We start from the raw sequence: 12625 nt of genomic DNA on the forward strand, positions 1-12625 counted from the left end.
ACGGCCCCATGTCCCCGCTTCCCGCAACGGCACTGCCCGGCCTTGCCCAGCCGCTCTACGAGTCGATCGCCGACTTGCCCATCGTTTCGCCCCACGGCCATTGCGATCCGCGCTGGTGGGCCGACGATAGCGCCTTTCCCGACCCGGCCGAACTGCTGATCGTACCTGACCACTATGTGTTCCGCATGCTCTATAGCCAAGGCGTGGCGCTTCGGGACCTGGGCATTGGTGTCGCGCGCGCGGACCGCAACCCGCGCGCCATCTTTCGGCTCTTCGCACAGCATTGGGACACATATCTCGGCACGCCGAGCCGCGGCTGGCTCGAGCATACGCTTTATCGTACGCTCGGCATCGATGTGGCGCTCGGCCCGGACACCGCGGACGCGGTCTACGATCAGATCGCGGCAAAGCTGGCCACGCCCGAATTTCGTCCGCGCGCGCTTTTCGAGCGCATGGGGATCGAGGTGCTCGCCACCACAGATGCCGCGCTCGACCCGCTCGAGGCGCACGAGGCAATCAGCGCATCAGAGTGGACCGGCCGGATCATCCCGACCTTCCGCCCCGACGATGTCCTCAACCCCGCCCGCGCCGGCCACGCGGACAACATCGCCCGGCTCGGCGCGATGACCGGCGAGAATACTGCGCGCTATGACGGCTTCCTTGCCGCGATACGCTCCCGCCGGGCCGCCTTCCGGGCGCTCGGGGCCACAGCAACTGACCACGATGTGCCTGACCTGATGACGCATTGGCTAGCCCCGGCCGAGATCCACGCGCTACACGGCAAGGCCGTTCAGGGCGCACTCAGCAACGCCGAAGCGCTGGCCTATTACGGGCACATGCTGGTGGAGATGGCACAGATGTCGGCCGATGACGGCATGGTCATGCAGCTTCACGCCGGGAGCCGCCGTTCGACCAACCGGGCGCTACTGGCGGAATTCGGCCCCGACATGGGCGCCGACATTCCCCACGCCGTCGATTGGGTGGCGGGCCTTGATGCGCTGCTTAATCGCGTCGGCAACGACCCGCGCTTGCGCGTATTGCTCTTTACGCTCGACGAAAGCACTTATGCCCGCGAACTTGCGCCTATGGCAGGGCATTGGCCGTGTCTGCGGCTCGGTCCGCCGTGGTGGTTCCATGATAGCCCCAACGGCATACGGCGCTATTTCGATCAGGTGGTGGAGACCGCTGGCTATTGGAACCTCGCAGGCTTTAACGATGACACGCGCGCGTTCCTGTCGATTCCCGCGCGGCACGACACCTGGCGCCGTGGCGTTGCACTGCATCTGGCAGATCAGGTGGAACGCGGCGTGTTTGACCGGCGCGATGCCGAGCGCCTCGCGCCACTGCTCGCCCGCGATCTCGCCAAAGACGCCTACCGGCTGGAGGACTAGGGTGCCGCACAGTGATTTTGAAAGGTTGGCACCGTATCTGCCCCCTCCGCCGTCATCCTCGCGTCAAGCGCGAGGATGACGGCGGAGGGGAGGCGAGGCGAGGTCGTGCAACCCGTCAAACCCCTATCCATTGGTATTGAAAGGCCCTCCCATGCCCCGCATCGTTCATCTCGGATTCGGCAATTTCCACCGCGCGCATCAAGCGTGGTACACCGCTGCCGCCAACGCGCTCGGCGGTCCGGCGTGGACCATCACCGGCGTGTCCATGCGCCGTTCCGATCTACGCGATGCGCTGGCGTCCGACGGGTTCGCTTACACGCTCGGCATTCGCGGAACGGAGGGTATCGAGGTCCAACGTATCGCCGTGCACGACAGCGTTCTCGTTGTGCCTGAGAACCCGCAGGCCGTCATCGACGCCATCGCGGACCCCGAAACGCAGATCGTGAGTCTCACGGTAACCGAGAAGGGCTATCATCTGCACCCCGCAACCGGCGAGCCCGACCTCAAAGGCGCGGCGTTGGCTGCTGATCTTGTGAACCCCCTACCCTCGACCGCTATCGGCATCCTCGCGCGGGGCCTTGCACAGCGGGCGGCAACGAACGCTCCGATCACGGTGCTGAGCTGCGATAACGTCTCGGGCAATGGCCGGAAGCTGCGCCGGGCGGTTGAAGGCTTCGCCGCAGCAGCCGGGCTGGACATCGGCGCTTACATCACGGCGCACGTGCGTTTCCCCGACAGTATGGTGGACCGCATCACCCCGGCGACCACGGACGCCGCCCGCGCCGAAATCGCCGCACTCACCGGCCGGTCCGAGCCGCAGCCGGTGTTGACCGAAGCATTCTCGGAGTGGATCGTCGAGGACGATTTCGCGGGCCCGCGTCCGGACTGGGGCGCCGTGGGCGTGGAGATCGTGCCCGATGTCGCGCCATTCGAGGCCCGCAAGCTCCGGCTCCTCAACGCCGCGCATTCCTGTCTCGCCTATGCCGGCCAGCTCGTGGGGCACCGCTACGTACACGAGGCGATCCGCGATCCCCATCTGCGTCGAGTGGTCGAAGGGCTATGGGACGAAGCCGTGAGCACTCTGCCCGCCAGCGTCGCCGCCACCATCCCTGCCTATCGCGCGGCGCTGCTCGATCGTTTCGAGGTTGAGGCGATGCGCCATGAATTGGCACAGATCGCACAGGACGGCAGCCTGAAACTGCCCTTGCGATTGGTGCCGGTCCTCGAGCAACGCGCGGCCCGGAACGAGGCGTCGCCAAATGTAACGCAGGCCGTCGCTGCGTGGCTCGCTTTTATCCGGCGTGAAGTGGAGGCGGGCCGCGATCTGGCCGACCCTGCCAGCACGGACCTGACCGCGATAGTACAGGAGGCTACGGATACCCCCGCACTCTGCCGCGCGGGGGTGACGTTTCTCGACATGAAGGTGCCCGGCCCTGCCTGGCTAGCCGAGCTGGTTCGTGCCGTCGACGCGTTCAGCCGACCATCCGTCACGCCTTGAGCCGGATGGCGCGCAACCGCAACGCGTTGCCGATCACCGAGACGGACGAAAAGCTCATGGCCGCCGCTGCGATCATTGGGGAAAGCAATATCCCGAAGACGGGATAGAGAACGCCAGCCGCAATCGGCACGCCGATTCCGTTATAGACGAAGGCCAGGAATAGGTTCTGCTTAATGTTCCGGATCGTCGCCGCCGAGAGTTGCCGCGCGCGGACGATGCCGTTGAGGTCGCCCTTGACGAGCGTGAGCCCGGCGCTTTCCACCGCAACATCCGCACCTGTGCCCATGGCGATGCCGACATCGGCGGCGGCCAGCGCAGGTGCGTCGTTGACACCGTCACCAGCCATGGCGATGGAGGCGCCACGGGCACGCAAATCGTCGATCAGCTGCTTCTTGTCCTCGGGCAGAACGTCGGCCCGGACTTCGTCGATCCCGAGCGCATCGGCGACCGCTTGCGCTGTGCGTTTGTTATCGCCCGTCGCCATGATGATCTTGAGCCCGCTGCGATGCAGCGCCTCGATCGCCGCTTTCGTGGTCGGCTTGATCGTATCGGCAACAGCGACAAGGCCGGCGACCTTGCCCTCAAGGGCGACAAACATCACCGTTTTCCCGTCGCCGCGCAGGCTATCGGCCTGCTCACGAAGTGGGGCGGGATTGACGCCGATGGTTTCCATCATCGCGGTATTGCCCAGCGCGATCTGCATGCCGGCAACCGTCCCTTTAACGCCCTTCCCGGTAACCGAGTCGAAGCCTTCGGCGGACTCCACGCGCGCTCCCCGCTCGCGCGCGCCCTCGACGATGGCTTCGGCAAGCGGGTGTTCCGATCCGTTTTCGAGGCTGGCCACATTCGAGAGGAAGTCCAACTCGTCGATACCCTCAAGCACGACAACATCGGTGAGCTTGGGCTTGCCCTCTGTCAAAGTGCCCGTCTTGTCGACGATCAGCGTATCGACCTTCGCAAACCGTTCCAGAGCTTCCGCGTCCTTGATCAACACCCCTGCCTGAGCGCCCCGGCCTGTGGCGATCATAATGGACATTGGCGTTGCGAGACCCAATGCGCACGGGCACGCGATGATCAGAACCGCAACAGCCGCAAGCAGCGCATGAACCATGGCGGGCGCTGGCCCGACGAGGGACCAGATGATAAAAGCGATAACCGCGACGGCGACGACAGCGGGCACGAACCACGCCGCAACTGCATCGGCGAGCCCCTGGATGGGCGCGCGCGAGCGCTGAGCCTTCGCCACCATATCCACGATCCGCGAGAGCATCGTATCTTCGCCAACGCGTTCAGCACGCATGACGAAGCTGCCGGTCTTGTTGAGCGTGCCGCCGGTCACCGGATCGCCGGGCTGCTTCTCCACCGGGATCGGCTCGCCGGTGATCATGGACTCGTCCAGCGTCGAGCCACCCTCCTCAACTACGCCGTCCACCGGAACGCTGTCTCCCGGACGCACGCGTAGCCGGTCGCCCTTATGGAGCGCATCGAGCGGCACGTCGGTTTCCGAGCCGTCCGGCGCGATCCGACGTGCTGTTTTCGGGGCTAGGTCAAGGAGCGCACGAATAGCCGATCCGGTCCGTTCGCGGGCTCGCAGTTCCAGCACCTGGCCGAGGAAAACCAACGTGACGATAACAGCGGCCGCTTCGAAATAGACCGGCACGGTCCCGCCATGATCGCGAAACGCGGGCGGAAAAATCCCGGGAAACGCGGTTGCGACCACGCTGTAAAGATAGGCGACGCCAACTCCCAGCCCGATGAGGGTCCACATATTCGGGCTTCGATTCAGGACCGATGCCCATGCGCGCTTGAAAAACGGTATGGCAGCCCAGGCAACGACCGGCGTTGCCAGGGCCAGTTCGATCCATGAAGCAAGGGAGTGGCCGATCCATGACCGGAACGGCAGGCCGAGCATCGGCCCCATCGTGATCGCGAGTAACGGAATGGACAGCGCGGCGCTGATCCAGAACCGTCGCGTGAAGCTGACCAGTTCCGGGTTGGGGCCCTCGTCGTCCACCGGTCTTCCCATGGGTTCGAGCGCCATGCCGCAAATGGGGCAGTCGCCTGGGCCATCGCGCACGATCTCTGGATGCATCGGGCACGTATATTGCGTGCCTTTTGGCATCGGCTCGGGTTTGGGACGATCTTTGAGATACACTTCCGGCTCGGCGACGAACTTGTCGTGACAGCGCTCCGAGCAGAAATAGTACTTTTCACCCTCATGGCGCGCCATATGCCGCGCGGTCGCGCGATCCACCGCCATGCCGCAAACCGGATCCTTGGCCGTGAGATAGGCATCGGGGTCGTTCTGGAATTTTGTCCGGCAACTCTCCGAGCAGAAATGGTAAGTATGCCCGTTGTGTTGCACCGAAGGCTTTCCCGCGGCGAGATCAACGGTCATCCCGCACACGGGGTCGCGAACGATCTTATCCAGTGCCTCGTGGTGTGCGTGAGCGGCCATTGCGGTATTTCTCCGAACCGTTTGATCTGTCCCGACCTTTTGCACCTTACAATGGTTGGAAGGTCAATAGGGGTTCCGTGGCAACCGAACACGAATGTTCATACTAATCCAGATCGGACCTGCTCACGCTCTGCTCCCGCTGATAAGCTCTCTCGCGGTCTGGCCATGTCGACCTGATGAATTCAAGCACCGCGGCGATCTGCTCGTCGGTGAGGACATCATTGAATGCCGGCATATCGCTTTCATAGTCTCCGCCGACAACGGCAGCGCTACCGAACTTGACGATTTCGAAAAGGATGCCGTCGGCGTGGTGCCACGTGTGGCCTGTTTCGTCGTGAGGCGGTGCTGGAAACCGTCCCGAGGGAAGCGGTGTTCTCCAGTCCGGTTGCCCTTCGAGATTGGCACCGTGACACGACGCGCAATACTGACCGTAAAGCTCTCGCCCTTGGGTAATATCCACCCTGTTCGATTGCTGAGGGCCTCCAGCGATCCAGAGGCCTACCGCCACGGCTGCGAGGGTACCGGCAATGCCGGTACCCCGCCAGATGGTCGCCTTCACAGGCGCATGAACACTGACACCGTGTTCCCTTCGCCGGAAACGGCCTTGATTTCGAAGGGTGCGTCCTGCGTACCACCCATCCCCGGGGAGCCCATCGGCATCCCGGGTAAGGTGATCCCGTCAATGTCGGGCTTTTCGGCGAGGAGGCGTTCGATAGCTTCAGCGGGCACGTGCCCGCTCACTGCATAGCCCTCGATCATCATCAGATGGCAGCCTTGCAGATCCGCCGGAATACCGGCTTCGACACTCATCGAGACCACGTCGAATGAGTCCTCAACGACAATGTCGTACCCCATCTCCCGCACATATTCCCCATATGCGGTGCAGCACCCGCAACGCGGGTCCTTGTAGATGGTCGCAGCCGAAGCGGTTGTCGCGAACAGGGCTGCGAAGGCAGCGACAGCGATAGATTTGATTACAGTCATAGGTAACTCCGTCTGATCGCGCGCGGTGTTTCATCGGATGAGTTGAACCACGCGCATGGATAGCAAATGCGGACTGCATCCCCCAAAGATGCAGAAAGGGTCAGACGGAAAGCCGGGGAGGCCGGGGATCGGGCGAGGCCGTTACGCTTTGACCGTCCTCAAGGGCCCAATCGAATGCAAGCAGAAGTTCACGATGCCATCGATCAGGCACAGAGGCCACAGGCGAGACGGCGGTCCAGCCACATTGGAGCAGGCAAATCCCGATAGCGTGGGTATTTTGTTCGCAGTTTTCGCAGGCCGTGTCCTGCGTCGCGCTCGCCATCATATGCGGCGAGGATATATCTGCACCGGCGACGCGCGCGCTACCCATCGTCATGACGATGATCAGCAAAAGGAGCGTCGATGCTTGCCGGACTAATGTGATCATAATCCCAGTTTATGTCTCGCGCCGGAGCCCGTCCAGCGAAGGAATGCCGCAGGCTCATTCACACCCTGGTAAAGGACTCGCGACTGGCGCCGATAAAGCTTGTAAGGTCCCGGCGATTGCGCAACAATTTCGCTTGCGACACCCCAAAGGGAGGGGGTGGATCGATGGCTTGTCGCTGGATTTGCCTGGCGTGCGCTTTACCATTTCTCTGGTCAACGGCGGTGTTTTCGCAGTCCGGAGAGAGGCAGGATGTGTCCTGCGTCGTCTCCGGCTACGATATCTCCATTGTCAATACGGGTGAAACGGTCGTCGACAAAGGCACCGTTATAGCTTGGTCCGTGCCGTTCGCTCGGGCCGAAGGTGAATACACCCTAAGCAGCCCACTTAAATCTGGCGATAGCAAGTTCCTCGCGGGAGTACTGGGAAGTTCGTATCTCGAACCTGATACGCCTTGTGAGGTGATCCACCAATAAAAGTGGATCCCGATACGGTTCCCTAAAGCTGGAACCAGGCATTGAACATGCCAACCGGCCGTTTTTCGATTTGCGCAATGCACTGGTTCCCGGCGACCCGTCAGGTGGGCTGGATGTGCCTGCCGCCGGCCGTTCGGACCATGCAGTAGACACTCAGGTCAGGGAGGCAAACATGACTCGTCATGATGATAAAGTTCCCAAATCCAGGGAGAACGACGTCGGTGATAAGACCGCCGGCGCCGAAACGAAGCTTGATCGGCGCGATTTCTTCAAGCAAGGCGCCGCTGCCGGCATAGGTGCGGTTGCGCTCGCCGGCGGTGCGACGTCGCTCCAGGCCCATGAGGCCGATGTCTCATCGAGCGACGACGAATGGGACTATGAAGTGGACGTTCTTGTTGCCGGCGCCGGGTGCTGCGGACTGATGGCCGCATTGCGCGCCAAAGAACAAGGCGCGGGATCGGTGATGATCATCGATCAGAACTTCGATATCGGTGGCCGCATGCTTCATAGTGGTGCGTTCACCTCGCTCGGTGGTGGCGATGCGATCCAGATCCGCGACATGGAAGGCCGCGCGGACCCCGAGGGGTTCATCACGGTGGAACCACAGCATGAGCCCGAAGAACTCGATGACAGCGTGGACTTACTGTTCACCGACATCACCGACTGGTCGATCGTCGATGCGGCTGGGCATACACCCTACCGCTACAATGAACGTGAACAAAACCGCGCCTGGGCCGAAAACTGCCCGCCGACCCGCGAGTTTCTCATGGACAACTACGTGCGGTTCTCACGCGTTGCCGGTACTCACGGCGGTGGCGGTCTGTCGCGCGCCCGCGCGCCATTCGCGTTCCTGATGCTTGGCGATGTGACCGACTTCAGGGCCGGAACGATCACCGAAGAGGATGCCGGGGTCGCTGATGACGAACGGACAAGTCCCCTTGCCCCGGTCAAGATGGCGGATGCCAGTTCGGTCGTGGGGCCGGGTTCGGTGCGTAATGGCGTCGCTCTCGCACGCCCGCTCGAATTCTCGGCACGCGAGAAAGGCATCCAATTCATGCTGCATCGGCATTTGGACGAGTTGATCCGTGAAGAGCCCTTTGCGGGGCGGGTCATCGGGGTGAAGGCGCATTACTCGCCGCGCATCAACCCGGAAACCGGCGAACGGCTTGAAAGCTACCACCGGTTGGGCAACATCGATGAGCGCCGCGAAACGATCAGGATCAAGGCCAGAAAAGCCGTTATCCTCGGCACCGGCGGGCATGCGGGTAATCCGCAGTTCCGCTCGATGTTCTATCCGGCGCTACGCGAGCCGGCGTTCAACACCAGCGGCTATGCCCTGCAAGGCCCGAACGGCCAGAACGCAAGTGGCATCATCGCGGGGATGAGGGTCGGTGCCAATCTTGCCGGTATGCAGCAGAACCTGTCCTATCCCACGACGTTCCACATCTCGACACGTATCGCGACACGGGACGCCTATACGGACATGTTCCCCGGGCACCCGACCTTCGTGTTTCGCGGTTCCGTGGGGCTCAATATCGGCAATTCGGGCTTTGAGCATCTGATCGCCGTCAACCAGGTGGGCAAGCGGTTCTATAACGAGATCCGGCTTCCCATGCGTGTGGGCTCGTCGCGTTATCCCGGCGGACCGGATGCCGGCGTGCCCAACGAAGGGCTCGACCATATCCCGCTCGACTGGCGTAACTGCCGTCCCGAATGGGTCCGGCAGATGTACGATTACAGTGCCGGCATCGACGCCGCGCTAGCCATGAACGAAGGGTCGGTCGCGCCCCATTATTATTCAGGGCCGCTCTGGGCCATCTTCGACCAGGCTGCGATTGACCGCATGGGATGGCAGGTCCGCTACCCTTACGTCGCGGACAACGGGTATTTCTTCTCGGCTGACACGATCGAAGAACTCGCCCGGCTGATCCACGAGGGGCATCCGTACCAGCGCGTGCCGCTCACCTATCTGTCGGAAACGGTCGAAACCTGGAATGGCTATGTCGAAGACGGCACGGATCCCGATTTCGAGCGGGGCGAAGACGCGCCCATGCACGACATCACCGAGCCGCCCTTCTACGCCGCTTCGATCATGGTGATCTGGCACGACTCCTATGGCGGGCTCCGGATCAATGGTCAGGGGCAGGTCATCGATATGGAAGGCCAACCCATCCGGGGCCTTTATGCCGGCGGCGAGGTTGCCGGCGGTATCAACAAGCACGGATTGGGGCGTGGCTTTACTCAGGGCTTCATCGCGGGCACCAACGCCGCGCGGGAGCCGCACTAAAGGCTATCGACATATTGCCCGGCGGAGCGTCTGCCCCGCCGGGCTTTTTTCAGTACGACACTTGGGGAGGTGAGCTGTGACCAGCAAAGAACAGATCCCTGCAGCCGTAGGTACCTGCAGCATTGAAATCGCGCCGGTAACCATCGAAGCCGGTAGGGATTTCACCTTAAGCGCTCGCGTCTCCTGCGCTCCGCCGTGTGACCGTGAGGGAGAGCGGCTGTTCATTTTCGACGCGGAGGGCAAGGAACGCGGGCATCTCGTCCTTGCAGCCTATGACGGAGCGGGGGCGAATCCATCCGGCGAGATAACGCTCACTGCACCGATTGAGGCTGGTCCGCACCAGTGGCAGGTTATCGCCCCGGCCTGCGACGCCGGGACGGTGCATTTCGAGGAGGCTTTGACCGACCTCATCGTCACTGTTGAACCGCACAAGATAGACCTCGTTGCCTGGGATATTCCCAAAACCGTCGTTGCCGGCGAGCGGTTTTCCGTGAAGCTCGGCGCCAAGTGTTCTGGACAGTGTGCCCCCAACGGCTGGAAGTTTCAGATCACCGACGAAAGCGGTTCCCCGATCGCAGAGGCGCCGCTCGGGGATACGCCATGGCCGCGCACCAAAGCGTTGCACTATGCGGAGGTGGATCTCCCTGCCCCCGCCCAACTGGGCCATTTCCGGTGGACCGTGGCCCTGGTCGACGTCGCGGAAGACATGCCGCACGAGGTGAGTGAGACCCATTTCGGCCTTCATTGCACCGCGGCGCCCGAATGCACGGTGGAAATCGAGGCCATGGATCTTGTTTCCGGGGCCCCGGTCGTAGGCGCAACGGTGCGATTGCATCCGTACCACGCCCGTACCGACGCGACCGGCATTGCGCGCCTTGCCGTGCCCAAAGGCGAGTACACGCTGCTGGTTTCAGGTGCCGGACACTTTGCCCATCGCGAAACACTTGCCATTGCGGGGAACTTCAAGACGCGCATCGAACTTTCAGAAGATAGGGAACTCACCGAGGCTGACATCTGGTCCTGAACGAAACGTGCTCAGGCGAAACGGAAAGGAACGCGGAATGAAATCGATAGCGCCGGTTTTGGCCGTCGTCCTAGTTTGGGGTGCTGCGGTGCATGCGCAGGAGTCTTCAGTCGATAGCGCAGCGTTCGACACGGGCCAGGATCTGTTCGAAACCAATTGCGCCACCTGCCATCAGTCCGATGGTACAGGTATACCCCCGACATTCCCGGCGCTAGACGGCAATGGCAATCTCGAAGACCTCGAATTGATTGTCAGCCGCATCAATCAGGGACAAGGGGCAATGCCGCCCTTTTCCAACCTCGCTGCCGACGACGTCACGGCGCTCGCCACTTACATCCGCAATGCCTGGAGCAACAGCTTCGGCCCGGTCGATGCCGCAGCTGTCTCGGACATCTTGAGTTCATCCGAAGGCGGCGCGGAGACCGTATCGATCTGGTCGGGCGTTTATACCGAGGAGCAAGCCGCACGAGGTGAGGCAGTTTATTCGGGCGCTTGTGCACAATGCCACGGCATCCGGCTCGACGGTGCTAACGCCGATCCCGATCAACCCTCAGGAGCGCCGCTTGCGCGCTATGCCTTCCTGCGCGATTGGGATGGGCAAACGCTGTCCGCGCTCTATGAGTACTCGCGCACGACAATGCCCCAGAATACGCCAGGCGCGCTCGACGACCAGCAATATGTCGACGTCATCGCTTACATGCTCGAGGTAAGTGGTATGCCTCCGGGTGAGACCGAACTGCCGGCCGACGGCACGGCGCTTTCGAACATTGTTATCCATCAGGAAGAACCCTGAGCGTTATTTCATGGCAGGTTGGCCGAGGCACTAGCGGTCCGACGCGATCCCGGGGCATCGCGCACGAAATCATCGACGTCCCCTTGACTCTGGAATAGCCTGCTCGTTATTAATGACACCGATGTCATGACATCGGTGTCATATGCACCGGAGTCGCGATGTCGGAAGCCGCGAAAAGCAAGAACGCGGCATTGGGAGGAAATCGCGTGGCAACCATTTACGACGTCGCTAAGGCGGCGGGTGTTTCGCCGAAGACCGTCAGCCGGGTCCTGAACGGCGACGCGCCGGTTGGTGTGCGTACGCGCAAGTCGGTTCAGGCCGCGATGAAATCGCTCGGCTATGTCCCCTCCAGTGCTGCGCGGTCCATGCGCTCGAACAAATCCGGCCTCATCGGTCTTATCACCGGCGCCATCACCAACAATCCCGAGCCGACCGAGCCAATGGGATTGCCGGATCTTTTCATCGTCCAGGGCATCCAGAAGGTGATGGCCGGAACCGGCAAGACGCTGATGATCGCCGATACCGGCGGGTTCTCGGACAAGGTTCCGGACCTCGTCCAGACCTTCCTCGAGCACCGCGTCGAAGGGCTGATCTATGTCGCTGAGCATCACCAGCAGATCACCCTGCCCCCGATCCCTTCCGACTGCCCCTTTGTGCTGGCCAACTGCTTTGACGATACCGGCCGCCCCGCGATCCTGCCAGACGACCGCGCCGGGCAGCGCGATCTTGTGCGCAAGCTCATCGAGAGTGGCCACCGGCGCATTGGTCTGTTGACGCTCGACCGCACCATGGTCGCAACGAGCCTGCGCTATCAAGGTTATCGCGACGCCCTTGCCGAATACGGCATCCCCTACGCGGACGAATTGGTCCGGATGGGCTTTGAGTTGGGCAAGGAGAAAGATAGTCCGCTTCTCACGTCGTCGCTCGAAAGGCTTCTGGCGCTCGACGAGCCGCCAACAGTGGTTTGCTGCGGCAACGACGAGATGGCGATGCGGGTTTACGGGATTTTGCGCTCACGCGGCGTGCGCGTGCCCGAAGACATATCCGTAGCGGGCTACGACAACTACCGCGTCATCGCCGAAACCCTGTTTCCGCCGTTAACGACGGTCGATTTGCCCTATCTCGAGATGGGAACTGCTGCCGCGAACACGCTGCTCAGCCTCATTACGGGCCGTAGTGATCGCGCCGAGGTCAGGACCATGGTGCGTGGCCCGGTGTGTTGGCGGTCCTCCGTGACCGCTCTCAATTCAATCAGTGTCTTACAATCAAAAGGGAGGAGCCCTCTATGAA

Annotated in this window: 9 protein-coding genes; 6 read left to right on the forward strand and 3 right to left on the reverse strand. The window is 62.1% G+C overall.

Annotated elements, in window-relative coordinates:
- Nucleotides 1-8: 8 nt before the first annotated feature.
- Nucleotides 9-1391 (forward strand): glucuronate isomerase, encoded by a 1383-nt coding sequence (uxaC, locus tag LG281_RS02410; RefSeq protein WP_404404003.1) that lies wholly within the window; start codon nt 9-11, stop codon nt 1389-1391.
- A 151-nt stretch (nt 1392-1542) separates the two neighbouring features.
- Nucleotides 1543-2889 (forward strand): mannitol dehydrogenase family protein, encoded by a 1347-nt coding sequence (locus LG281_RS02415; protein WP_404404005.1) that lies wholly within the window; start codon nt 1543-1545, stop codon nt 2887-2889.
- Here LG281_RS02415 and LG281_RS02420 read toward each other — a convergent pair.
- From LG281_RS02420 to LG281_RS02430, 3 genes are all read right to left on the reverse strand, one after another.
- Entirely contained in the window at nt 2879-5347 is a 2469-nt protein-coding gene (locus LG281_RS02420; protein ID WP_404404007.1) for a heavy metal translocating P-type ATPase, read from the reverse strand. The two genes, LG281_RS02415 and LG281_RS02420, sit on opposite strands and share 11 nt — an antisense overlap.
- A gap of 103 nt (nt 5348-5450) precedes the next feature.
- Nucleotides 5451-5906: a c-type cytochrome gene (locus LG281_RS02425; protein WP_404404009.1), complete on the reverse strand. Its 456-nt coding sequence runs from the start codon at nt 5904-5906 to the stop codon at nt 5451-5453.
- On the reverse strand, nt 5903-6331 hold the full coding sequence (locus tag LG281_RS02430; RefSeq protein ID WP_404404011.1) for a DUF411 domain-containing protein: 429 nt from the start codon (nt 6329-6331) through the stop codon (nt 5903-5905). The genes LG281_RS02425 and LG281_RS02430 overlap by 4 nt, the downstream gene beginning before the upstream one ends.
- Nucleotides 6332-7403: 1072 nt before the next feature.
- On the opposite strand from LG281_RS02430, the gene LG281_RS02435 reads away from it, so the two are divergent.
- The 4 genes from LG281_RS02435 to LG281_RS02450 all read left to right on the forward strand — a co-directional run bounded on the left by LG281_RS02435 (nt 7404) and on the right by LG281_RS02450 (nt 12624).
- Nucleotides 7404-9518, forward strand: coding sequence for an FAD-binding protein (locus LG281_RS02435; RefSeq protein ID WP_404404013.1), 2115 nt, complete (start codon nt 7404-7406; stop codon nt 9516-9518).
- 76 nt (nt 9519-9594) lie between these two features.
- Nucleotides 9595-10542, forward strand: coding sequence for a carboxypeptidase-like regulatory domain-containing protein (locus LG281_RS02440; protein WP_404404015.1), 948 nt, complete (start codon nt 9595-9597; stop codon nt 10540-10542).
- A gap of 37 nt (nt 10543-10579) precedes the next feature.
- Nucleotides 10580-11335, forward strand: a complete 756-nt coding sequence (locus tag LG281_RS02445; RefSeq protein ID WP_404404017.1) for a c-type cytochrome — start codon at nt 10580-10582, stop codon at nt 11333-11335.
- Between the two features lie 206 nt (nt 11336-11541).
- On the forward strand, nt 11542-12624 hold the full coding sequence (locus LG281_RS02450; protein ID WP_404404019.1) for a LacI family DNA-binding transcriptional regulator: 1083 nt from the start codon (nt 11542-11544) through the stop codon (nt 12622-12624).
- Nucleotide 12625: the final 1 nt, after the last annotated feature.

The sequence above is a fragment of the Pelagibacterium halotolerans genome (assembly GCF_044811015.1).
Classification (GTDB): Bacteria; Pseudomonadota; Alphaproteobacteria; order Rhizobiales; family Devosiaceae; genus Pelagibacterium; species Pelagibacterium halotolerans_A.